General features: G+C 62.3%; 21 protein-coding genes. 9 read left to right on the top strand and 12 right to left on the bottom strand.

Annotated elements, in window-relative coordinates; genetic code table 11:
- Positions 1-142: 142 nt before the first annotated feature.
- The 4 genes from infA to trxB all read right to left on the bottom strand — a co-directional run bounded on the left by infA (position 143) and on the right by trxB (position 2,901).
- On the bottom strand, positions 143-361 hold the full coding sequence (gene infA, locus UIB01_RS10285) for a translation initiation factor IF-1 (RefSeq protein WP_002553999.1): 219 nt from the start codon (positions 359-361) through the stop codon (positions 143-145).
- Positions 362-461: 100 nt separating this feature from the next.
- On the bottom strand, positions 462-1,169 hold the full coding sequence (locus UIB01_RS10290) for an arginyltransferase (RefSeq protein WP_038659759.1): 708 nt from the start codon (positions 1,167-1,169) through the stop codon (positions 462-464).
- Positions 1,170-1,221: 52 nt separating this feature from the next.
- Positions 1,222-1,902 (bottom strand): leucyl/phenylalanyl-tRNA--protein transferase, encoded by a 681-nt coding sequence (gene aat / locus UIB01_RS10295; RefSeq protein WP_038659762.1) that lies wholly within the window; start codon positions 1,900-1,902, stop codon positions 1,222-1,224.
- A 51-nt stretch (positions 1,903-1,953) separates the two neighbouring features.
- Positions 1,954-2,901 carry a thioredoxin-disulfide reductase gene (gene trxB / locus UIB01_RS10300; RefSeq protein WP_038659764.1) on the bottom strand — a complete coding sequence of 316 codons (948 nt, stop codon included), beginning with the start codon at positions 2,899-2,901 and terminating at the stop codon, positions 1,954-1,956.
- A gap of 161 nt (positions 2,902-3,062) precedes the next feature.
- Here trxB and ftsK point away from each other — a divergent pair, with 161 nt between their 5' ends.
- The 6 genes from ftsK to cysG all read left to right on the top strand — a co-directional run bounded on the left by ftsK (position 3,063) and on the right by cysG (position 10,786).
- Positions 3,063-5,516 (top strand): DNA translocase FtsK, encoded by a 2,454-nt coding sequence (gene ftsK, locus UIB01_RS10305; protein ID WP_180983623.1) that lies wholly within the window; start codon positions 3,063-3,065, stop codon positions 5,514-5,516.
- A gap of 17 nt (positions 5,517-5,533) precedes the next feature.
- A complete protein-coding gene (lolA, locus tag UIB01_RS10310) occupies positions 5,534-6,160 on the top strand; it encodes an outer membrane lipoprotein periplasmic chaperone LolA (RefSeq protein ID WP_038659770.1) in 627 nt (208 codons plus the stop codon).
- Positions 6,161-6,221: 61 nt separating this feature from the next.
- On the top strand, positions 6,222-7,547 hold the full coding sequence (locus UIB01_RS10315; protein WP_038659773.1) for a replication-associated recombination protein A: 1,326 nt from the start codon (positions 6,222-6,224) through the stop codon (positions 7,545-7,547).
- Positions 7,544-7,918, top strand: coding sequence for a fluoride efflux transporter CrcB (gene crcB / locus UIB01_RS10320; protein ID WP_038659777.1), 375 nt, complete (start codon positions 7,544-7,546; stop codon positions 7,916-7,918). Before UIB01_RS10315 ends, crcB begins: the two co-directional genes overlap by 4 nt.
- A gap of 72 nt (positions 7,919-7,990) precedes the next feature.
- Positions 7,991-9,271, top strand: a complete 1,281-nt coding sequence (gene serS, locus UIB01_RS10325) for a serine--tRNA ligase (RefSeq protein WP_038659780.1) — start codon at positions 7,991-7,993, stop codon at positions 9,269-9,271.
- Between the two features lie 120 nt (positions 9,272-9,391).
- Complete coding sequence (cysG, locus tag UIB01_RS10330; protein WP_038659783.1) at positions 9,392-10,786, top strand: siroheme synthase CysG; 1,395 nt, start codon at positions 9,392-9,394, stop codon at positions 10,784-10,786.
- A gap of 28 nt (positions 10,787-10,814) precedes the next feature.
- Here cysG and UIB01_RS10335 read toward each other — a convergent pair whose 3' ends face one another.
- The 8 genes from UIB01_RS10335 to UIB01_RS10370 form a co-directional block, all read right to left on the bottom strand.
- Positions 10,815-11,480, bottom strand: coding sequence for a response regulator transcription factor (locus UIB01_RS10335; RefSeq protein ID WP_015276861.1), 666 nt, complete (start codon positions 11,478-11,480; stop codon positions 10,815-10,817).
- Positions 11,481-11,531: 51 nt separating this feature from the next.
- Positions 11,532-12,095 (bottom strand): PQQ-dependent catabolism-associated CXXCW motif protein, encoded by a 564-nt coding sequence (locus tag UIB01_RS10340; protein ID WP_038659786.1) that lies wholly within the window; start codon positions 12,093-12,095, stop codon positions 11,532-11,534.
- Positions 12,096-12,198: 103 nt separating this feature from the next.
- The gene (locus tag UIB01_RS10345; RefSeq protein WP_038659788.1) at positions 12,199-12,990 is read right to left on the bottom strand and encodes an ABC transporter permease; all 792 of its coding nucleotides are present in this window, start codon (positions 12,988-12,990) and stop codon (positions 12,199-12,201) included.
- Positions 12,991-13,066: 76 nt separating this feature from the next.
- Positions 13,067-13,798, bottom strand: coding sequence for an ABC transporter ATP-binding protein (locus tag UIB01_RS10350; protein ID WP_038659791.1), 732 nt, complete (start codon positions 13,796-13,798; stop codon positions 13,067-13,069).
- On the bottom strand, positions 13,795-14,766 hold the full coding sequence (locus UIB01_RS10355) for a YVTN family beta-propeller repeat protein (protein WP_038659794.1): 972 nt from the start codon (positions 14,764-14,766) through the stop codon (positions 13,795-13,797). The genes UIB01_RS10350 and UIB01_RS10355 overlap by 4 nt, the downstream gene beginning before the upstream one ends.
- 18 nt (positions 14,767-14,784) lie before the next feature.
- Positions 14,785-15,258 carry a tetratricopeptide repeat protein gene (locus UIB01_RS10360; protein ID WP_373278847.1) on the bottom strand — a complete coding sequence of 158 codons (474 nt, stop codon included), beginning with the start codon at positions 15,256-15,258 and terminating at the stop codon, positions 14,785-14,787.
- A gap of 8 nt (positions 15,259-15,266) precedes the next feature.
- Positions 15,267-16,454 (bottom strand): ABC transporter substrate-binding protein, encoded by a 1,188-nt coding sequence (locus UIB01_RS10365; RefSeq protein ID WP_038659800.1) that lies wholly within the window; start codon positions 16,452-16,454, stop codon positions 15,267-15,269.
- 138 nt (positions 16,455-16,592) lie between these two features.
- Positions 16,593-18,764 carry a methyl-accepting chemotaxis protein gene (locus tag UIB01_RS10370; RefSeq protein ID WP_038659803.1) on the bottom strand — a complete coding sequence of 724 codons (2,172 nt, stop codon included), beginning with the start codon at positions 18,762-18,764 and terminating at the stop codon, positions 16,593-16,595.
- A gap of 391 nt (positions 18,765-19,155) precedes the next feature.
- On the opposite strand from UIB01_RS10370, the gene UIB01_RS10375 reads away from it, so the two are divergent.
- From UIB01_RS10375 to UIB01_RS10385, 3 genes are read left to right on the top strand one after another with little or no spacing between them, the layout of a single operon-like run.
- Entirely contained in the window at positions 19,156-19,593 is a 438-nt protein-coding gene (locus UIB01_RS10375) for a cupredoxin domain-containing protein (RefSeq protein WP_038659806.1), read from the top strand.
- Between the two features lie 41 nt (positions 19,594-19,634).
- The gene (locus tag UIB01_RS10380) at positions 19,635-20,900 is read left to right on the top strand and encodes a sensor histidine kinase (RefSeq protein ID WP_038659809.1); all 1,266 of its coding nucleotides are present in this window, start codon (positions 19,635-19,637) and stop codon (positions 20,898-20,900) included.
- Entirely contained in the window at positions 20,897-21,556 is a 660-nt protein-coding gene (locus tag UIB01_RS10385; RefSeq protein WP_038659812.1) for a response regulator transcription factor, read from the top strand. The genes UIB01_RS10380 and UIB01_RS10385 overlap by 4 nt, the downstream gene beginning before the upstream one ends.
- Positions 21,557-21,854: the final 298 nt, after the last annotated feature.

Genomic DNA, 21,854 nt, shown 5'->3' on the forward strand with positions numbered 1-21,854 from the left:
CAGTAAGCGCTGTATCGGAAACGCCCGGCTTTTAGCTGGGCGTTTTCGTTTGTGAGTGCCGATCTGATGTATCCCGGGCTGCGCCTTTTCCGGCACAACAAAAAAGCCCGGTCAGAACCGGGCGTTTTTTCTCGCAGCTCGCTTAGCGGGCGCGGTAGGTGATGCGACCCTTGCTCAAATCATAGGGGGTCAATTCCACGCGAACCTTGTCACCGGTAAGAATCCGGATGTAGTTCTTGCGCATCTTTCCGGAGATGTGCGCAGTAACGACGTGCCCGTTTTCCAACTCCACACGAAACATGGTGTTAGGCAGGGTGTCGACGACAGTACCTTCCATTTCGAAGCTGTCTTCTTTCGACATTCAGTAAAGTCCTCGGTGTCCAAATGAGTGACCCGGCGCATGCGTGCGCGGGCAAAAGCGGCAAGCATTGTGCCCGAAATGGGTCGATGAGCCAAGGACTTCAGCTGAGTGTCACCCAGCGCTGGTTGACCAGTAGTTCGATTGGACGATATTCGGTCTTGTAATTCATCTTCCTGCAGTTCTTGATCCAGTAGCCGAGATAGACGGCCTTCAAGCCGAGACGGGCCGCTTCGCCGAGTTGCCAGAGAATCGCATAGCGCCCCAGACTCCGGCGTTCTTCATCTGGATCGTAGAAGGTGTAGACCGCTGACAGCCCGTTGGGCAGTACATCAGTGACGGCGACCGCCAGCAATCGCCCCTCTAGCCTGAACTCATAGAACCGGCAGAGCGGCAGGTCGCGCACCAGGAAAGTATTGAACTGCTCGCGGCTGGGTGGATACATATCGCCATCCGCGTGCCGCTTCTCGATATAGGTGGCGTAGAGCGTATAAAGCTCCTCGCTGAACGCTGGGCGGACGCAGCGAACCTGCAGGTCAGCGTTGCGCTTGAGGATCCGCTTCTGCTGTCGGCTGAGGTTCGGCGCGTTTACCGGAATGCGCGCCGGAATGCAGGCCGAGCAGCGCTGGCAGTGCGGGCGGTAGAGGTGGTCGCCGCTGCGCCGAAAGCCCATTTCCGACAGTTCCGCGTACACCTGAGCGTCCATTGGCTGGCTGGGGTCGAGGAACAGGGTGGTGGCCTGTTCGTCGGGCAGGTAGCTGCACGCATGCGGCTGGGTGGCGTAGAACTTGAGGCGAGCCAGTGAAGTCATGGTCAACTCTCAGAAATCATGAGCTCAGTGTAGGTCAGCTTGCTGTAGCCGACTAGGCGCGCCAGTCGGCCACACTGGAGCGATCCAGATGCTCGGCAAGCGCTGCTGCGAAGGCCTCACGGGGAATGCTACGGGCGCCAAAGCTTTCCAGGTGCTGTGTTGGCATCTGACAGTCGATCAGCGCGAAATTCCACGCGCGTAACCGTTCTACCAGAGTAACGAAGCCGACCTTGGACGCATCAGTCGCACGACTGAACATCGACTCGCCGAAAAATAGCCTACCGATGGCCAGCCCGTAGAGTCCGCCGACGAGCTGCCCGTCCTGCCAGACCTCTACCGAATGCGCCACGCCCATTTCGTGCAGCTGGATGTAAGCCTGCTGCATCGGTGTGGTGATCCAAGTGCCGTCCGCATAGCTGCGAGGGCCTGCACAGCCCTGAATCACGTCGTTGAAGGCGCGGTCGAGGGTCACCTGGAAGTCGCCCTGACGAATGCGCTTGCGCAAGCTGCGCGAGACATGGAGCTCATTCGGGTAAAGCACGGTGCGCGGGTCGGGGGACCACCACAGTAGTGGCTGGCCGTCCTGATACCACGGGAAGCAGCCATGGCGATAAGCCGCCAGCAGCCGCTCAGGGCTCAGATCGCCTCCGGCCGCCAGTAAGCCGTTGGGTTCGCGCAGAGCCGTTTCGAGAGGGGGGAAATCGAGGTCGTCGCGCTTCAGCCAGGTCAGCATATCGCCACGCAAATGCAGATAGGGGAGGGCGGGCCGAAGCCCGCCGCTTGATCAGTTGTCGAGATACTTTTCAGCGTCCAGGGCAGCCATGCAGCCAGCGCCGGCAGAGGTGATCGCCTGGCGATAGACGTGGTCAGCCACGTCACCAGCAGCGAATACGCCGGGGATGCTGGTGCAGGTGGCGTCGCCGTCGCCGCCGCCGCGGATCTTCAGGTAGCCATCCTTCATCTCCAGCTGGCCTTGGAACAGGTCGGTATTCGGCTTGTGGCCGATGGCGATGAATACGCCGGCGAGGTCCAGCTTGTTCTCTTCGCCGGTTAGGGTGCTCTTCAAACGCACACCGGTCACGCCGCTGGCATCGCCAAGCACTTCCTCGAGGGTATGGTTCCAGTGCAGGCGGATGTTGCCGTTGGTCGCCTTGTCCATGATCTTGTCCTGCAGGATCTTCTCCGACCGCAGCTTGTCGCGGCGGTGGATCAGGTGGACTTCCTTAGCGATGTTGGACAGGTACAGCGCTTCCTCCACCGCGGTATTGCCACCGCCGATCACCGCGACCACCTGGTTGCGGTAGAAGAACCCGTCGCAGGTGGCGCAGGCCGATACACCGCGGCCGGCGAAGGCCTCTTCCGAGGGTAGACCGAGGTATTGCGCCGAGGCGCCGGTGGCGATGATCAGCGCATCGCAGGTGTAGACACCGCTGTCGCCGCGCAGGGTGAACGGGCGCTGCTGCAACTCTGCGGTATGGATGTGATCGAAGACGATCTCGGTGTCGAAGCGCTCGGCGTGCTTCTGCATGCGGACCATCAGGTCGGGGCCGGTGAGCCCTTCGACGTCGCCGGGCCAGTTGTCGACTTCAGTGGTGGTGGTCAGTTGGCCGCCGGGCTGGATGCCAGTGATCATCAGAGGCTTCAAGTTAGCGCGGGCAGCGTATACCGCAGCGGTATAACCGGCCGGGCCCGAGCCGAGGATGATCAGACGCGAATGCTTGACTTCACTCATAAAAAGCCCTCATAAGCCTTTGTTGCAAATAGAGAAGCGTGCTCCAGTCGAGCCGCGCCGGGAAATCGGGCGTTTATGCTACACCGAAGCATTGGCAAAAGCCCAAGCCGCCGCGGAACCCGCATGCCATCGAATCGACAAACCCGTACAATGCCGGGGTTCTGGCTGACTACGGTTCATCGCGCCGCAGGCGCAGGAAAGAAAGCGTTTTGAAGAATTCCTCATCTACCGCGCCGGCAACCGTCTGGCGACAACAATTGCACTATCGCCTCAAGGAAGGCGCGTTGATAGCGCTCGGTGCGCTCTGCGTCTATCTGTGGATGGCCTTGCTGACCTACGATCCGGGCGATCCGGGCTGGACGCATACCAGCAACGTCGATCAGGTGCGCAACGCGGCGGGGCGTGCTGGCGCCTGGTTTGCCGATGTGCTGTTCATGGCTCTGGGCTATTTCGCTTACCTGTTTCCGCTGTTGCTCGGGGTCAAGACCTGGCAGGTATTCCGTGCCCGCCATCAGCCCTGGGTATGGAACGGCTGGCTGTTCTCCTGGCGCCTGATTGGGCTGGTATTCCTGGTCCTGTCGGGTTCGGCACTGGCCTATATCCATTTTCAGGCAGCACCGGGCTTGCCCGCGTCCGCTGGCGGCGCGCTGGGTGAAAGCCTCGGCCAGTTGGCCGTGCTTTCTTTGAATGTGCAGGGCAGCACCCTGGCATTGCTGGCGTTCTTCCTGTTTGGCCTGACGGTGTTCACCGATCTGTCGTGGTTCAAGGTGATGGACATCACCGGCAAGATCACCCTGGATCTGATCGAGCTGATCCAGAGCTTCTTCAGCCGCTGGTGGAATGCCCGCGCCGAACGCAAGCAACTCGTCGCGCAGCTGCGCGAAGCGGACGATGTGGTGAGCGAGGTGGCAGCGCCAATGGTGCGAGACCGCCGTGAGCAAGCCAAGGTCAAAGAGCGCATCATCGAGCGCGACGAAGCCTTGGCTAAGCATATGAGTGAGCGGGACAAGCGTGTGGCGCCGGTGATCGCGCCGCCTGCGCAGCCCAAGCCTGCAGAGCCGAGCAAGCGCGTCCTGAAGGAAAAACAGACCACGCTGTTCGTCGACCCGTTGATTGAGGGCAGCCTGCCGCCGATCTCGATACTCGACGCTGCCGAAAAACAGCAGAAGCAGTACTCGCCTGAGTCACTGGAAGCGATGTCGCGGTTGCTGGAGATCAAACTGAAGGAATTCGGTGTTGAGGTCATCGTCGAGTCGGTACATCCGGGCCCGGTGATCACCCGCTTCGAAATCCAGCCAGCGGCCGGTGTAAAGGTCAGCCGTATCTCCAACCTGGCCAAGGACCTTGCGCGATCGCTGGCCGTGATCAGTGTGCGGGTGGTCGAAGTGATTCCCGGCAAGACCACAGTAGGCATCGAGATTCCCAACGAGGATCGCCAGATCGTGCGCTTCTCCGAGGTGCTTTCTTCGGCCCCGTACGACGACGCCAAATCGCCGGTCACCCTGGCGCTCGGCCACGACATCGGAGGTAAGCCGGTCATCGCCGACCTGGCGAAGATGCCGCACCTGCTGGTGGCCGGTACTACCGGCTCCGGTAAGTCGGTGGGCGTCAACGCGATGATTCTGTCGATCCTGTTCAAGTCCACGCCGGAAGAGGCGCGGCTGATCATGATCGACCCGAAGATGCTCGAACTGTCTATCTATGAAGGCATTCCGCACCTGCTCTGCCCGGTAGTCACCGACATGAAGGAGGCGGCCAACGCACTGCGTTGGAGCGTCGCCGAGATGGAGCGCCGCTACAAGCTGATGGCGGCCATGGGGGTACGTAACCTCGCGGGCTTCAATCGCAAGGTCAAGGAAGCGGAAGAGGCGGGCACGCCGCTTACCGATCCGCTGTTCCGTCGCGAGAGCATGGATGACCAGCCGCCGCCGCTGAAATCCCTGCCGACTATCGTCGTGGTGGTGGACGAATTCGCCGACATGATGATGATCGTCGGCAAGAAGGTCGAAGAGCTGATCGCCCGTATCGCGCAGAAGGCACGTGCGGCGGGTATTCACCTGATCCTTGCCACCCAGCGCCCATCTGTGGATGTGATTACTGGCCTGATCAAGGCCAACATTCCTACCCGCATGGCGTTCCAGGTATCGAGCAAGATCGATTCGCGGACCATCCTCGATCAGGGCGGTGCCGAGCAGTTGCTGGGTCACGGCGACATGCTCTACCTGCCGCCTGGCACCGGCCTGCCGATTCGCGTACATGGCGCGTTCGTTTCCGATGAAGAGGTGCACCGTGTCGTCGAAGCCTGGAAGGCCCGAGGCGCGCCTGACTACATCGAAGACATTCTCGCGGGCGTCGAAGAGGCGGGTAGCGGCTTCGATGGCAGCAGTGGCGATGGCAGCGGAGAGGGCAGCGAAGAAGACCCGTTGTACGACGAGGCCGTTCGCTTCGTCACCGAAAGCCGCCGCGCGTCGATTTCCGCCGTGCAGCGCAAACTCAAGATTGGCTATAACCGCGCCGCGAGAATGATCGAAGCCATGGAAATGGCTGGCGTGGTGACCTCCATGAACACCAATGGCTCGCGCGAAGTCATCGCGCCGCCGCCTATGCGCGATTGAATCGCTTCGAGGGCTACATGCAATTGATCCGTTTGCTGTGTGCATCTGTCCTGATGGTTGCCCTGGCCCCGGCTCACGCCGACCAGGCTGCATCCACCAAACGACTGACTGATCTGCTCAGCCAGGCTGAAACCCTGACCGGCCGCTTCTCGCAGCTGTCGCTCGACGGTAGCGGCACCCAGCTGCAGGAAACCTCCGGCGAGCTGGCGCTCAAGCGCCCCGGCCAGTTCCGCTGGCACACCGATGCGCCGATGGAGCAGCTACTGGTCTCCAACGGCGAGAAGGTCTGGCTGTATGACCCTGACCTGGAGCAGGTGACCGTCCAGCAACTCGACCAGCGTCTGACGCATACCCCGGCGCTGCTCCTCTCTGGTGACGTGTCGACCATTAGTGAGAACTTCGAGGTCTCCCATAAGGAGGCCGGCGAGGTCGTGGATTTCACCCTCAAGCCGAAGGCCAAGGACACGCTGTTCGATAATCTGCGCCTTTCGTTTCGCGGTGGCGTGATTAACGACATGCAACTGATCGACAGCGTCGGTCAGCGCACCAATATCCTGTTCATGGGCGTGAAGATGAACCAGCCGCTGAAGGCGGACCTGTTCACCTTCGAAATCCCCGAGGGCGCCGACGTCATTTCCGAGTGACCGTCATCTGACACTCGGCCTGCGCAGCTGCAGGCCGCTGCAATCGAGGTAACCGTCCGCAATGGACCTGTTCAGCCGCGAACCAGTCGCTCAGCCACTTGCCGCGCGCTTGCGCGCCGCCAGCCTCGATGAGTACGTCGGGCAGGAGCACCTCCTCGCGCGTGGTAAGCCATTGCGCGAGGCGCTGGAACAGGGTGCGCTGCACTCCATGGTGTTCTGGGGCCCGCCCGGAGTCGGCAAGACCACCCTGGCGAGGCTGCTGGCCAAGGTCTCCGACGCCCATTTCGAGACGGTTTCGGCGGTGCTCGCCGGGGTCAAGGAGATCCGTCAGGCAGTCGAGATCGCCAAGCAGCAGGCGGCTCAATATGGCCGACGCACCATCCTGTTCGTCGACGAGGTGCATCGCTTCAACAAATCGCAGCAGGACGCCTTTCTGCCCTACGTTGAAGACGGCACGCTGATCTTCATCGGTGCAACCACCGAGAATCCATCCTTCGAACTCAACAACGCCTTGCTCTCGCGCGCTCGTGTCTACGTACTGAAAAGCCTCGACGAAGCGGCCTTGCGCAAACTGGTGGCGCGCGCGCTGAACGAGCCCAAGGGCTTGGGTGATCTGCATCTGGAACTGCCGGAAGAAAGCTTCCAGATGCTACTGGCGGCGGCCGATGGCGACGGGCGGCGGTTGCTCAACCTGCTGGAGAACGCCTCCGACCTGGCCGAGGAGGGCGGAAGCATCAGCACCGACCTGCTGCAGGATTTGCTGGGTGATAGTCGACGCCGTTTCGACAAGGGCGGCGAGGCGTTCTATGACCAGATATCGGCGCTGCATAAATCGGTACGCGGCTCCAATCCCGATGCGGCGCTGTACTGGTTCGCGCGCATGCTCGATGGCGGCTGCGACCCGCTGTATATCGCCCGGCGCGTCGTGCGCATGGCCAGCGAGGAAATCGGCAATGCCGACCCGCGCGCGCTGCCACTGTGCCTGAATGCCTGGGATGTGCAGGAGCGGCTGGGTAGCCCGGAAGGGGAGCTGGCCGTGGCGCAGGCGATTGTCTATCTCGCCTGCGCGCCGAAGAGCAACGCCGTCTATACCGCGTTCAAGGCCGCGATGCGCGATGCCGCCGAGAACGGCTCGCAGGAAGTGCCGCTGCACTTGCGTAACGCGCCGACCAAGCTGATGAAAGAACTCGGCTACGGCAACGAATACCGCTACGCCCACGACGAACCGGATGCCTATGCCGCCGGCGAGGATTATTTCCCCGAAGCGATGGAGCCGCGGCGTTACTACCATCCGGCCCCGCGCGGACTGGAAAGCAAGATCCGCGACAAGCTCGAGCATCTGGCACGGCTCGATCGCGAAAGCCCACTACAACGGAGAAAGGGATGATCCGCATGGCCTTCGCCGTCGCCTGCGGCGGTGTGATTGGAACATTGCTGCGCTTCGCTGCTGCCACCTGGGTCAGCACCCAGTGGCCGCGGCACTTCTACCTGGCCACGCTGGCAGTGAACCTGGTGGGTTGCCTGCTGATCGGCTATCTCTACGCGACCTTCCTCGCTCGGCCGGATATCTCGCCGGAGCTGCGTGGTGCGCTGATCATCGGTTTTCTCGGCGCCTTGACGACTTTCTCCAGCTTCTCGCTGGACGCACTGCGGTTGCTAGAAAGTGGTCAATTTGCGACTGCCTTCGCCTACGTCGGCGGCAGCGTGCTCGGCGGCCTACTGGCAGCCTGGGTTGGGCTCACGCTCGCAAGGTTATGAACCGACGACCGTTCACAGTAAACTTCGCTCCCTCTTCGCCCTTCATCCAAGCTTTCACAGACGAGACCCACCATGCTTGATTCGAAACTGGTACGCACTCAGCTACAGGACGTGGCGGCCCGCCTGGCCACCCGTGGCTACCAGCTGGACGTGGCGCGCATCGAAGCGCTGGAAGCTCAGCGCAAGACCGTGCAGACCCGCACCGAACAACTCCAGGCCGAGCGCAACGCGCGCTCCAAATCCATCGGTCAGGCCAAACAGCGCGGTGAGGACATCGCGCCGTTGCTCGCGGACGTGGATCGCATGGGCTCGGAACTCGAATCCGGCAAGCAGGAGCTGGACCGCATCCAGAGCGAACTCGACCAGCTGATGCTGAGCATCCCCAACCTGCCGCATGAGTCGGTGCCGGTCGGTGCGGATGAGGACGAGAACATCGAGGTTCGCCGCTGGGGTACGCCGAAGACTTTCGACTTCGCCGTTCAGGATCACGTCGCTCTGGGCGAGCAGCATGGCTGGCTGGACTTCGAGACCGCTGCCAAGCTGTCCGGTGCCCGCTTCGCTCTGATGCGTGGCCCGATCGCCCGCCTGCATCGCGCCCTGGCGCAGTTCATGATTGACCTGCACACCCGTGATCACGGCTACGAAGAGGCCTACACCCCCTATCTGGTCCAGGCTCCGGCGCTGCAGGGCACCGGTCAGCTGCCGAAGTTCGAGGAGGATCTGTTCAAGATCAGCCGTGAGGGCGAAGCCGATTTCTACCTGATCCCGACCGCCGAGGTGTCGCTGACCAACATCGTTGCCGGCGAGATTCTCGATGCCAAGCAGCTACCGCTGAAGTTCGTCGCCCATACACCGTGCTTCCGCAGCGAGGCCGGTGCATCCGGTCGTGACACTCGCGGCATGATCCGCCAGCACCAGTTCGACAAGGTTGAGATGGTGCAGATCGTCGAGCCGTCGAAATCCTTCGAGGCGCTGGAAGAGCTGACTGGCAATGCGGAGAAGGTGCTGCAGTTGCTGCAGCTACCGTACCGTGTGTTGTCGCTGTGCACGGGCGACATGGGCTTCGGCGCGACCAAGACCTATGACCTGGAAGTCTGGGTGCCGAGCCAGGACAAATATCGCGAGATTTCCTCCTGCTCCAACTGTGGCGATTTCCAGGCACGACGCATGCAGGCGCGCTATCGCAACCCGGAAACCGGCAAGCCCGAACTGGTACACACCCTCAACGGATCGGGTCTGGCCGTTGGCCGTACCCTGGTCGCCGTGTTGGAGAACTACCAGCAGGCGGACGGCAGCGTGGTAGTACCGGAAGTGCTGAAGCCCTACATGGGCGGCATCGACATCATCGGCTGATATCTGACGCTGCGGCATCGCGATCCAGGCATCAGACTGGATCCTTGATATTCGACAAGGGGCATTACCGCCGTAATGGCTGTGATGCCCGTACCTCCAATGACCCTCCAGGATTCGCCCATGGAATACCTTCCGCTGTTCCACAACCTCAAAGGCCGCACGGTGCTGGTCGTCGGTGGTGGCGAGATTGCGCTGCGCAAGGCCCGACTGTTGAGTGAAGCTGGAGCGCGGTTGCGGGTGGTGGCACCTAGCATCGAACCGCAACTGGTCGAGCTGGTCGAGGCGGGCGGCGGCGAGTGTCTGGATCGCGGCTATGACCCACAGGACCTGCAGGGCTGTGTGCTGGCCATCGCCGCCACTGATGACGAGCCGCTGAACGCATCGGTATCGCAGCAGGCCAATGCGCTGGGCATGCCGGTCAACGTGGTCGACTCGCCAGAGCTGTGCAGCGTGATCTTTCCGGCAATCGTCGACCGGTCGCCGCTGGTGATTGCGGTGTCTAGCGGCGGCGATGCACCGGTGCTGGCACGGCTTATCCGGGCGCGTATCGAGACCTGGATTCCCGCGGCTTACGGCCAGCTGGCCGGTCTGGCCAAGCAGTTTCGTGCTCAGGTCAAAGCCAAGTTTGCCAATGTGCAGCAGCGGCGGGTGTTCTGGGAGGAGACTTTTCAGGGGCCGATCGCCGAGCAGGCTCTGGCCGGTCGTAGCGTCGAAGCCGAGCGCCTGCTCGCGGAAAAGCTCGCCGGTGCTGCGCCGCGTGCGCTGGGCGAGGTCTATCTCGTCGGTGCCGGGCCGGGCGACCCTGATCTGCTGACCTTCCGTGCCTTGCGCCTGATGCAGCAGGCCGACGTGGTGCTTTACGACCGACTGGTGGCGCCGGCGATCATCGACCTGTGTCGACGCGATGCCGACCGCATCTACGTCGGTAAGCAGCGCTCGGAACACGCGGTGCCGCAGGAGCAAATCAACCAGAAGCTGGTGACCCTGGCCAAGGAAGGCAAGCGCGTGCTGCGGCTCAAGGGCGGTGATCCGTTCATCTTCGGTCGCGGCGGCGAGGAAATCGAAGAGCTGGCGGCCCATGGCGTGCCGTTCCAAGTGGTGCCCGGTATTACCGCCGCCAGCGGCTGCGCCGCTTACGCCGGCATCCCGCTGACCCATCGCGATCACGCGCAATCGGTGCGCTTCGTCACCGGTCATCTCAAGGATGGCAGTTGCGATCTGCCCTGGACGGAGCTCGCCGCGCCAGCACAGACGCTGGTGTTCTACATGGGCCTGGTGGGCTTGCCGGTTATCTGCCAGCAGCTGATTGCCCATGGTCGCGCGGCGGGTACGCCGGCGGCCCTGGTGCAACAGGGCACCACCAGCAATCAGCGAGTCTTCACCGGCACGCTGGAGACGCTTGCCGAGCTGATCGCGCAGGAGCAGGTCCAGGCACCAACCCTGTTGATCATTGGTGAAGTGGTTCAGCTACGCGAGAAACTGGCCTGGTTCGAAGGCGCCCAGGCGAGCGCCTAGCTTCAGCCCAGCGCTGAGGCGCCGCGCTTCAGCGGCGCAGGTAGGCCGTGAAGTCGATATCGCCAGCCGAGAGGATCGCCTGGACACGGTTGTGCACGTTGAGCTTGCGCAGGATTGCCGAGACATGCGCCTTCACGGTGGTTTCGGCGATATCGAGGTTATAGGCGATCTGCTTGTTGGACTCGCCCTTGGTCATGCGCTCGAGTACTAATAGCTGCTTGCGGGTCAGCGCTTGCAGCAATTCCGGTGGAATCGACTGTTCGTTGTGATGGGAGTGGCGGCTGGTCGGCTTCTGGCTGCGGATGATGTCCGAAGGCAAGTAGACGTTGCCGTTGAGAATCTGCTCGATGGCGTCGGTCATCTGTGCACGTGGCGAAGATTTGGTGATGAAGCCGACGGCGCCATAGGTAATCGCCTGCAGCACGATCTGCTTGTCCTGCTCCGCGGAGACGATAACCACCGGGATGGTCGGCGCTTCGTTGCGCAGATTGATCAGGCCATTCAACCCATGCATGCCTGGCATGTTCAGATCCAGCAGCACCAGATCGAGATCATCGTGCTCCAGCGTCAGCGCCAGGGCGCTGTCCAGGTCGGCAGTTTCGAGGATTTCGCTGTCGGGAAAGCCGTCGCGAATGACGTTATGGATGGCTTCACGAAACAGCGGATGGTCGTCCGCGATCAGAATCTTGTACAAGGCCGGTCACCTCTTTGTTGTGATTATGGTGGGGCGTGCTGGTTAGTGATGCTAGTCGTCGCCAGGCAGGGGCTCCGGTGTAGCAGGGTGCAAGGGCAGGCCCGCCTGTTCCCAGCCGTCCACCCCGTCGCGATACCAGTACAGTTTCTTATAGCCCAGCGCATGGGCGCGCCTGGTGGCATTCCAGCCGAGCCAGCAGTCGGAGCGGCAGTAGAACACGATTGGTCGCTCGAGATTGCCCTGGCTGGCGCGTGCGAGATTATCGCTGAAGTAGCTTGCCCATTGGGGCTGCAGATCGCCATCGCCGGTGTTGGCCAGCCAGAGGCTGCCGGGCAGGTTGGCATGGGGTTCGCTGTCAATGAACCGACCGGCCAGCCATTGGCTGCGATACACGTCCACCAGCACCACGTCCGGTTCTTTCGCGAGTAACGTCCGCAGAGCCGAGGTATCCAGGGTCTGCGCGCCTTCCGCGGTGGCAGGTGTCGGACTGCGGTACTGCGTCTGCCGATATCCGTCGGCAGAGAACAGGGCGAGCTGTTCTTCGGCCGCGGCAATCACGGGCATATAGATCCCAGGCAGCGCGGCGATCAGCAAGGGCAGCAGCGACCTGAACATAGTCCGTATTCCATGGCGTTTCGATAGGTCGATTACAGAGCAATGGGCCTGTCTTTTAAATCCTACGATGGAGGGGAAAACCGCTACCAAAGTAGTAATTCGCTTATGCCGAGCGGCGCAGTGCGGCGTGTTGTGGATTGAAACTGATAACCGCGAGCAGACTGAACAGCAACGTCAGGCCAAGGCAGACCATTAGGGCGGTGGGCGCCAGGCGCAGATAGAGCGCGTTTCGTACCAGCTCCACGGCATGGGTGAACGGGTTGATTGCGCAGATCCAGTACAGCCACTCGCTGGCTTCTCGCATCTTCCACAACGGATACAGCGCCGAGGAGAGAAAGAACATCGGGAAGATGACGAAATTCATCACCCCGGCGAAGTTCTCCAGCTGACGAATGCCGTTGGAGAGCAACAAGCCAAGCGCACTGAGCAGCAGCGCCACCAGCAGCAGAGCGGGGAGGGCGACGATTAGTCCGAGCGGTGGAGGCTGCACGCCATAGAGCCAGGCGATCGCCAGAAACGCATAGACCTGTAGCAGGGAGATCAGCGCCGTGGCGACGAGTTTGCTGGCCAGCAGAAAGCTGCGCGGCAGCGGACTGGTCAGCAACACGCGCATGCTGCCCATCTCGCGGTCATAGACCATCGACAGCGAACCCTGCATGCCGTTGAACAGCAGGATCATGCAGGTCAGACCCGGCACGATATAGGTTTCGTAGGTGATGTAGGTGTCGTAGGGCTCGATGATGGCGATGCCGAGCGCCGCGCGAAAGCCGGCGGCAAACACCACCAGCCACAGCAGCGGCCGCACCAGGGCGCTGAAGAAGCGTGAGCGCTGCTGAACGAAGCGCAGCCATTCACGTACGACGATTCCCCGCAGGCATTCCCAGTAAAGCGTCATGTCGAGCGCTCCCGAGCATTCTCGACGGATGCGGACGATGCCACGCAGGGTACCGGGAGCGAGTCTTGTCTGTTCATCAGGCCACCGCCGCTTCGTTGCGAGTCAGTCGATTGAAGGTCTGCTCCAGCGTATCGCCGTTCTCGGCCAGCTCGTGGGCGTGGCCCTGGGCTACCAGGCGGCCACGATTGAGCACCAGCAGATCATCGTCAGCGCGGACCTCATCGAGCAGGTGGGTGGTCCATAGCACGCTCATGCCCTGCTCCTGGCAGAGCATGCGCACATGCTGGTTGAGCGCCTGGCGGCTGGCGGGATCAAGTCCGGCGCTGGCTTCGTCGAGTAGCAACAGGTCGGGGCGGTGCAGCAATGCACGGGCGATCTCCACCCGCCGACGATGCCCGCCGTTGAGTTCGCGTACCTTGCTACGGCGGCGATCGCCGAGCTGCTGACGCTGCAGTTCAACTTCGATGCGCTCGTTAGCCACGGCTCGCGGCATGCCATGTAGCGCCGCGTGGTAGCGCAGGTTCTGTTCCACGGTCAGGTCCAGATCCAGCGTGCTCTGCTGAAACACCACGCCCAGTCGGGCCAAAGCCTTGCGTGGCGTTTCGCGTAAACCGAAGCCGGCAATATGGATCTGGCCCTGTTGCAGATCGTACAGACGAGTCAACAGTGCAATCAGCGTCGACTTTCCTGCTCCATTCGGACCCAGCAATGCGGTGAAGCGCCCTTGCGCCGCGGTAAAGCTCACTTGATCAAGCGCCCGCCTGGCGCCGTAGGCAAAGCCGACGTCGCTGACCTCCAGTGCGTTCATGGCGTGACCACCACGCCCCATGGATAACGCCCGACCTTGATCGACTTGGTGACTTTCAGCTTGCTTACGTCGATCACCGAAACATCGCCGCTGACGCCGTTGGTGGTCAGCAGCAGGCTTTCATCGGGGTTGAACGCCATGTGCCAGACGCGTCGGCCTACCAGCAGATAGTCGAGCACCTCGTAGGTTTTCGCGTCGACCACTGCGATGTGGTTCGCCGGGCCGAGCGCGACGAAGGCGTACTTGCCGTCGGCGGAGAGCTTGATGCCTACCGGCTGCACCTTATCCGGGTGCACGCCCTTGATCTTGAACGTCAGGGTCTTGAGGATCTCGCGTTTATCCACGTCCACCACGCTGACCGTGCCGCCGATTTCTGCGGAGGCCCAGAGCTGCTTGCTGTCTTTGGTGAACTCGACGTGTCGTGGGCGCTGGTCGACCAGGGTGTTGTCCACCAGCTCGTTGGTGCTGGTGTCGATCCAGTGCAGCATGTTGGTGGTTTCGCTGGTGTTGACCGCCCACTTGCCATCCGGGCTCACCGCCATGCCTTCCGGCTCGACACCCACATCGATCTGCGCCAGCACTTCCTCCTTGTCGACGTCGACCACAGTCACCAGAGCGTCGTCCTCGTTGGAGATGTACAGCCATTTGTTGTTGGGGTGCAGGGCGAACTGTTCGGGGTCCGCGCCGGATGGCAGCTGTTTGATGATCTGCCGCGTGGCCAGGTCCATCACCTGAACGGTGTCCGAGTCGCTGGCGCAGATGTAGAGCAGCTTGTTGTCGTGGGAAAGGGTAAGACCACGTGGGCGCATGCCGACCTGAAGGGTTTCGACGGTTTCCATCTTGTTCAGGTCGATGACACTGATGCTGTCGTCTTTCTCATTGGAAACGTAGGCAGTGGCAGCGGCGGCCGAACCGGCAGCGACGCTGAAGGCTAGGGCAATGGCGGTGGCAAGGGCGGTTCTAGGCATGGCCTGGTTCTCTTGTCGTTATTGTGTGATTGGCGCTGGCGCGCGGCTTTCATCGAGCCGCTGCAGGTATTCGTCAGCTTCTGGCTGACCATCGGCGGCGGCGCGTCGCAACCAAGTGCGTGCGGCATCGTGATCCGCATCGACACCGCGGCCCTCGGCCAGGGCGACACCCCAGTGATAGCGCGCCAGACTGACATAGCTAACGTCGTCCGGCTGCTCCGCGCCCTGCTTGAGCAGCGCAGCGGATTTGCTCAGGTCCTTCTCGACGCCATTACCGCTTTCGTACATCTGCGCCAGTGAGATCAGCGAATAGACGTCGTTCCAGCGCACCACGCAGTCTTCGAAGATCGCTCTGGCGGCATCGAAGTTACCGGTTTTAGCGGTGACGTAGCCGTAGAGGCATTTGATCCGCTTGGGGCTGTCGATGTAGGCCTCGTAGCCCATTTCGTCCGCGTGCACGGGCAGGCTCGCCATGGCCAGTAGGGCAAACATCCGGCGACTCATGGGTGGCCCTCGCTCAGGCGGCAGCTGCTTTCCGGAGCATCGAAGCCCAAGGTGTCCAGTTCGCTGGTGGGGTGCAGAAAGCCGTCCTGCGGCGAGTTCGATACCAGCGCTCGCGGGTGTACCAGCGGGATCGGCTGGCGAAGCTGGCCATTCCATGGGCGGAAGCTCAGCTTGCGACCCTTGAAGCCATCCAGCGGCAGCTCACCGCTGAGTGACAACTGCCGGATTGCTGTGGCGTCGGTGCTGCGCAGGCGAGTGACCGCCGCCGCAAGGCTGCGTACGCCCATCCAGGCGGCGAAATCGTGGTCGTTCATCCAGCGCTTGGCATGCGCCTCGAAGCGTTTCTGCAATTGGGCGGCGCCATAGGTTTCCACCGTCTTGTGCCAGCCGGTGGCAGTCAGGCCCTGGGTGCCGGCTACCGGGCGCGGCAACCAGGTGTGATACGGCACGTACTCACCGAAGTCACCTCGCTCGTCGGCCACCAGTACCACATCGTATTCGGCGCCCTGAGTGAACAGGGGCATCTCGGCCTGGGCGCTGCGGCGCTGGTCGTTATCGAAGCTCCAGGGCTTCTCCGCCACGATGCGGTGACCGAAGCGCTTGGCCGCGCGGCGCAACGCATCGGCATAGGCTTGATCCTCAGCGGTCGGGCCGACGATCAGCATCCAGCGGTTCCAGCGGCGTGCCGCGAGGAACTGGCCGAGTGCATCGGCGAGCATGCTGCGGCTAGGCAGGGTGTGCAGGACATTGGCCAGGCAACTCTGGCTACGCAGTGCATCGTCGGCACTGCCGGCGTTGATCAGCAGCGCTTCCGGCATGGCGTCCGCCAGCTGGCGTAGGGAAGCAGCCGGAGCGTTGACCACGAACAGGCGCAGACCGTCGGCGTACTGCTTGCCCGCCTGTTCCAGGAGTTCTTCTGGCGTTTCGCTGGTGGCCGCTTCGAGCACATAGCTGTGCTTGAGAAAACGTCCCGTGCTGTTGCTGTCGGTGATCGCCAGTTCGGCGCCGCGCAGGCCGGCGTCTTCGGGCTCGGGAATGACGTTGGAGAGCACCGGGCCGGTGTCTGGGCGATAACCTAGATAACCGATGCGTATCGCCAGCTCCGTGCTGGCAGCCGCTGCAGCGAACTGCGAGCAGCAAGTGAGGGCGATCAGGAAACCGGCTCGTCGTAATACGTGGCTCATGGGCAGCTCCTGTGACGTTGCAGGCAGCATAGGAACCATGGCAGAGCGGGGGAATATGCAGAAAGTACCAGTCGCTGTGTACCAAGGTCGTAGAAGTGACGATGAAAAGGCGGCGCAGGCCCTGCGCCGCCCCGGCCCTTAGCGGACTCGCCTGACCTTGAATCGGCCGACCTGCAGGATCATCTGCTGTGCTTGCTGCGTCAGCTCCTGTGCGGCCTGGGTCGATTGCTCGGAGTTGCTGCTGTTGTGGTGCACCACTTCATCGATCTGGCCGATGGCCAGGCTGACCTGTTCGATACCGGATGCCTGTTGGCTCGACGCCGAGGCGATCTCGTCGACCAGCTGCGAAACCTGTGCCGCGCCCTGAACGATCGCTTCCAGTGCTCGTGCCGTGTCGTCGGTGAGCTCCATGCCCTTGATCGTCCGCGCGTTGGACTCCTGGATCAGACGGGTAGAGCGTTGTGCGGCCTCGGCACTGCGCGCCGCCAATTGACGGACCTCATCGGCGACCACCGCGAACCCGCGGCCATGCTCGCCGGCACGGGCCGCCTCGATGGCTGCGTTCAGTGCGAGCAGGTTGGTTTGCGTAGCGATCTCTTCGATTGCCCTGATGATGTTGGTTATGTCGAGGCCCGACTGGTTGATCTCCTGCATCGCCGCTTTCAGCGTGACCATCAACTCGTTGCCACCACGGGCCGAATGCTCGGAATCACGCGAGAGGGCGTTGGCTTCGCTGGCGTATTCGGAGGTCTGGCGGATCTGCGCAGCCATCTGGCTGATGGTGGCGCTGATCTCGGTCACCGCGGAGGCCGATTCCGTTGCACCGCTGGAAAGGTCCTGACTGAGGCTCGTCACCTGACCGGCCTTGTCGTTGATCAGCCCTGAGCTTTGCTGGACCTGGGATACCAGTTCGTTGAGGTTGTCTACCATCCGCCTGAGCGCCAGCCCGAGCTGGTCGTGCTCCGATGCCAGGCGAACTTCCACCGCCAGGTCGCCTTGGGAGATGCGTTCAGCCACGTGTACCTGCTCCTGCAGGCTGTCGGCCATCCGGTCGAGACTGGCGGATAGCTGCCCGACTTCGTCCGCGGACTGGTGCCCAAGACGCTGGGAAAAGTCGCCTTTCTGGATGGCACCGGCCAGCTGCGCGGCCTTGCGAATGGGCAGGGCGATCGAGCGGGAAGAAAACCACAGCGCAATCACGGCGAGTATCGAGATGAGCACGCCTGCGCCGATCTGCTGCAGCATGCTCTGATCGCTCTTTGCATCCATCTCGGCCTTCAGCTCGGTGGCCTTGGCCAGCACGATTTCCTTGTCAATCTTCAGCATCATCGACCAGGGCTTGCCGGTGCGGCCGAGCTCGATGGGCGCAAACACCACGATCGTGCCATCTGCGTCCAGCCGGGCGAGTTCTTCACCCTTCTGCACAGCGCTTAACGCCGTCTGCCACTCGTTCGGCAATACCTTCTGGAAGTGCTGGCCGATCAGATCTGGCGAGCGGCTCTCCGCCACGATCAGTCCCTGGTCACTGATGATCGCCACTTCGCCTCGGCCATCGAACAGCTTTCCGGATACTTCGTGGCTGATCTTCTGCACGAAGTCGAGGTTGTAGTCGGTGCCTGCCACGCCCATGAAGCGGCCATCGACGATGATCGGAACCGAAAGCGTCGCCAGCCACACCTGCTTGCCCTGCACGATGTAGGGCAGCGGGCCAAGCACGCTCTCCTTGAGCGTTTCCCGCGGCCCGATGTACCAGCCACCCTTGAGTACGCCGTTGGGGTGCTTGTCCATGGTGTCGTACTCCACCAGCGGTTGCACGGCGATCTTGCCGTCGGCACCGCGTGTCCAGTACGGCGTGAAGCGGCCGGTCTGCTCGTTGTTGCCGTTCAGTCCATCGGTGAAGAGGAAATCCTGGCCGTCGATTGCGTCCGGTTCCCAGCACGAATAGGTGCCGTTGAAGTTTGGCTGGCTCTTGAGCACGTTCAGCAGGATTGAGTTGACCTGATCACGACCGATCTCAAGGCTTCCAGAGTTCGCCGAATTCGACTTGCCGACCGCGAAGGTCGTCGCCATGCCGCGGGCCGCTTCCAGCGCTTCGGTGAACTCGGAACGGATTTCTCCGGCGTATTTCCCGCCGAGGTGCTGCAGGGTCTGCAAGGCCTCTTCCTGCGCTTGCTGACTGACCCGGTCGGACACCAGGTGCTGGGTCGAGCTGGCAAGGTAGACGCTGTATCCGATCAAGATGCCTGCCGTCGCCAGCAGACATAAACCACCGGTGATCGCTATTCGCTGCTGTATGGATCTGAGTGACATCACGGTTCCTACTCCTGATAACGCAAAAGAACCAGCGGCGGCGGGCCCCGGGGCCGTTGAGAGTCTACGCGGGGCGGCCAGAGATCGGATGATGTCCAAACGGCATCATGTATGCCTGGATATTGCGGCCGCGCGGGCCGGAAGTTGATCGGTACCTTGGTACTGCGACTTTGGTACTGGTTCGGCTCGGCTGCTAATTGGGTGCCGCGTCTTCAAGCTGCCAAAACGGGTGGGGCAGCCGGTGTTTCGGTGGATTTGGCTAGCGGCAACTGGCAAGAACGTAGCTGGCGCACCCGATTTAGCGGCTCTTGAGCGATACCAAGGTAGGAAGCTGGGCCGGGCGCAGCGCCTTAGGATGGCGACACCGACAACAATAACGAGGCCACCCCCCATGCCCACTTACAAAGCGCTGCTGCTCAACCTGCTGTTCGTTGGCAGCCTGATCGGCTTCGACCACAGCCACGCTGCCGGTGACCTGACTCGTCGGACTCAGGCACTGCCGGATCTCAGGTTCGGCTCCGAAGAGAGCGACTACGCCGTCTCGCAGAAGGAGTACCAGCTGGAAACCGGCGTCGCCTACCAGCTCAAGGTCAGCTCCGATGGCCAGAAGGAGTGCGCGTTTCAGGCGCCCGAGTTCGCCCAGTCGATCTATCTGCGCAAGGTCGAGGCCGGTGGCGTCGAGATCAAGGCGATCACGCTGGTCGAGCTGGAGTTCGAGGATGCCGGCGAAGCGGAAATTTTCTTCCTGCCCGTCAAGCCGGGCAGCTACCCGTTCTACTGCAAGGGGCTGCAGAACAAGGGCATGGAAGGCCGGTTCGTGGTCAAGTGAAGCGGACTGGCGCACGGCGCTGATCACCGGGAGTTGCCGATATGTCCGCGCTCTGGCGAATCAATCTGCTGGTCACGCTGCTCTTCACCCTGATCACCATGGTCTGTCTGGCGGTATTGCTGCGCCAGGCCGCCCACGATGTGCAGCGTGAGCTCGATGCCGCGGCGGCGGTGGTTGGCTATCTCGGCGAGATGGCCGAGCGCGATCCCGACTCCCTGCGCCCGGGCCTGACCGATAGCCTGCGCCACATTCGCGTGCGCTGGCTGGATGCCTCTGAATCGATGCCAGCCGATGTCGATCCAGCGCTCGACGGCTGGCTAGGTGCCTGGCTGTACCCCGCCGAACTGTCGTCACCCAGCGTCCTCCAGCTGTCCAACGGCCAGCGGCTGCACATCAGCGTCGATCCGCATGACGAAGTCGAAGAGGTCAGCGATTCGTTGCTGCAGCTGCTGGTGCTGTTCGGCCTGGCGCTGCTGCTGTGCCTGCTGGCGATTCGCTGGGCCGTGCGCCCCGGCATGCAAGTACTCAGCGAATTGCTTGGTGCACTGGTGAGCATCGCCGACGGCCGACTCGACACCCGCCTGCCGTCGCATCGCTTCGCCGAGTCGCGCAAGCTCGCCGAACGCTTCAATCACATGGCCGCTGCACTCGAAGATGCGCGGGCCGACAACGAGCAACTGACCCAGGCGCTGTTGGCGCTGCAGGAACGTGAGCGCACCCGGCTGGCGCAAGCACTGCATGACGACCTCGGCCAGTATCTGGCCGGCATCCGCGCGCGGGCCTGCCTGCTGCGCATCCAGGCGGACCAGCCCGACGCCGTCCGTGAAACCGCGGCGCACCTCGAGCAGCACAGCCTCGATCTGCAGAACGGCTTCCGCACGCTGGTGCGTGACCTGTATCCGGTGATGCTCGATCACCTGAACCTGGAAGACGCCATCAGGCAACTCGCCGAGCAGTGGCAGAGCACCCAGGGCATCGCGTGCGAAGTCCAGCTGCGCGGCCCGATTCCCGCGCTGTCGATGGAAGCCAAGCTGCACCTCTATCGCATGGTGCAGGAGGCGCTGACCAACGTGGCGCGGCATGCGCGCGCGACTCGCGTGTGCCTGCATCTGTGTGGGGATCACCACGGGTTGCGCCTGTTGCTACGGGACGATGGCCATGGGCTGCCGCCGGAACGGCCGGGCGTCGGTCTGCGTTCGATGGTCGAGCACGCGCGCTGTCTGGGTGCCCAGCTGCGTGTGCGCCACCGCGCCGGCAAAGGCTGGGCGCTCTATCTCAAGTTGCCTTTGCAAGGAGCCACGTCATGAAGATTCTGCTGGTGGATGATCACGCGGTCGTGCGTCAGGGCTACGCGAGCCTGCTCAAGGCACTGCTTCCGGAAGTGACAGTCAGTGAAGCCGCCAGCGGTGAGCAGGCGCTGGAGCAGGTGCAGGAATCGATTCCCAGCCTGGTCGTGCTCGACCTCGGACTGCCGGGCATCAGCGGTCTGGAAACCTGTAGGCGCTTGCGTCAGCGGTTGCCGTTGTTGCCGGTGCTGGTGTTCAGCATGCACGACGAGCTGGCACTGGTCCGGCAGGCGCTGGATGCCGGTGCCTCAGGCTACCTGACCAAACGCTGCGCGCCGGACGTGCTGGTCGAGGCGGTACGCAAGGTGCTCGCTGGGCAAACCTTCATCGAGCAGCCGCTGGCTACGGACCTCGCGTGCCAGCGGTCGTCGCATTCACCGGCCAAGGGACGGCTGGCCGAGATAACGCCGCGTGAGATGGAAATCTTCATCATGCTCGTGCGTGGCATCGGTAATCGCGAGATCGCTGAGCGGCTATGCATCAGCAGCAAGACCGTCTCGAACCATATGGCTCTGCTGAAAAGCAAGCTGGAGGTCAGCTCTCAGGCTGAGCTCGTGCACCTGGCCATCGACCAGGGTTTGCTTCGCGTCGGTGACCGCATGGTGTGCGAGGCCTGATCGGCCTTTAACCGTTTCGGTTTTCCTGGCACCTGACGCTGTGGGTTCGCTTCGGCGGGCGATGCAGCGCGACATACCTGTGTGCTGAAGCCGCAGCACCTCCCCACCTGTTCTCAAGGAAACTCCGCCCAGCCTTTACAAGGCGGGGCGGGGCGCCTGCATCTTTCCAACGTCGTGGGACTGAGCCAATGCGCTTGCGCTGGCGACAAGACCAATCCATCTGCCGCTCCGGAGCTTGCATTCTCGCTGGCGTACGTTATCGCTGGGATGCGCTATAACCGATCAGTCATAGCAGCAA

Source organism: Stutzerimonas decontaminans (assembly GCF_000661915.1).
Lineage (GTDB): Bacteria > Pseudomonadota > Gammaproteobacteria > Pseudomonadales > Pseudomonadaceae > Stutzerimonas > Stutzerimonas decontaminans.

Bases quoted from the DNA above. Each gene is read 5' to 3' on its own strand.
- infA (WP_002553999.1), bottom strand. From the start codon at position 361: ATGTCGAAAGAAGACAGCTTCGAAATGGAAGGTACTGTCGTCGACACC.
- UIB01_RS10290 (WP_038659759.1), bottom strand. From the start codon at position 1,169: ATGACTTCACTGGCTCGCCTCAAGTTCTACGCCACCCAGCCGCATGCG.
- aat (WP_038659762.1), bottom strand. From the start codon at position 1,902: ATGCTGACCTGGCTGAAGCGCGACGACCTCGATTTCCCCCCTCTCGAA.
- trxB (WP_038659764.1), bottom strand. From the start codon at position 2,901: ATGAGTGAAGTCAAGCATTCGCGTCTGATCATCCTCGGCTCGGGCCCG.
- lolA (WP_038659770.1), top strand. From the start codon at position 5,534: ATGCAATTGATCCGTTTGCTGTGTGCATCTGTCCTGATGGTTGCCCTG.
- UIB01_RS10315 (WP_038659773.1), top strand. From the start codon at position 6,222: ATGGACCTGTTCAGCCGCGAACCAGTCGCTCAGCCACTTGCCGCGCGC.
- crcB (WP_038659777.1), top strand. From the start codon at position 7,544: ATGATCCGCATGGCCTTCGCCGTCGCCTGCGGCGGTGTGATTGGAACA.
- serS (WP_038659780.1), top strand. From the start codon at position 7,991: ATGCTTGATTCGAAACTGGTACGCACTCAGCTACAGGACGTGGCGGCC.
- cysG (WP_038659783.1), top strand. From the start codon at position 9,392: ATGGAATACCTTCCGCTGTTCCACAACCTCAAAGGCCGCACGGTGCTG.
- UIB01_RS10340 (WP_038659786.1), bottom strand. From the start codon at position 12,095: ATGTTCAGGTCGCTGCTGCCCTTGCTGATCGCCGCGCTGCCTGGGATC.
- UIB01_RS10345 (WP_038659788.1), bottom strand. From the start codon at position 12,990: ATGACGCTTTACTGGGAATGCCTGCGGGGAATCGTCGTACGTGAATGG.
- UIB01_RS10350 (WP_038659791.1), bottom strand. From the start codon at position 13,798: ATGAACGCACTGGAGGTCAGCGACGTCGGCTTTGCCTACGGCGCCAGG.
- UIB01_RS10355 (WP_038659794.1), bottom strand. From the start codon at position 14,766: ATGCCTAGAACCGCCCTTGCCACCGCCATTGCCCTAGCCTTCAGCGTC.
- UIB01_RS10360 (WP_373278847.1), bottom strand. From the start codon at position 15,258: ATGTTTGCCCTACTGGCCATGGCGAGCCTGCCCGTGCACGCGGACGAA.
- UIB01_RS10365 (WP_038659800.1), bottom strand. From the start codon at position 16,454: ATGAGCCACGTATTACGACGAGCCGGTTTCCTGATCGCCCTCACTTGC.
- UIB01_RS10370 (WP_038659803.1), bottom strand. From the start codon at position 18,764: ATGTCACTCAGATCCATACAGCAGCGAATAGCGATCACCGGTGGTTTA.
- UIB01_RS10375 (WP_038659806.1), top strand. From the start codon at position 19,156: ATGCCCACTTACAAAGCGCTGCTGCTCAACCTGCTGTTCGTTGGCAGC.
- UIB01_RS10380 (WP_038659809.1), top strand. From the start codon at position 19,635: ATGTCCGCGCTCTGGCGAATCAATCTGCTGGTCACGCTGCTCTTCACC.
- UIB01_RS10385 (WP_038659812.1), top strand. From the start codon at position 20,897: ATGAAGATTCTGCTGGTGGATGATCACGCGGTCGTGCGTCAGGGCTAC.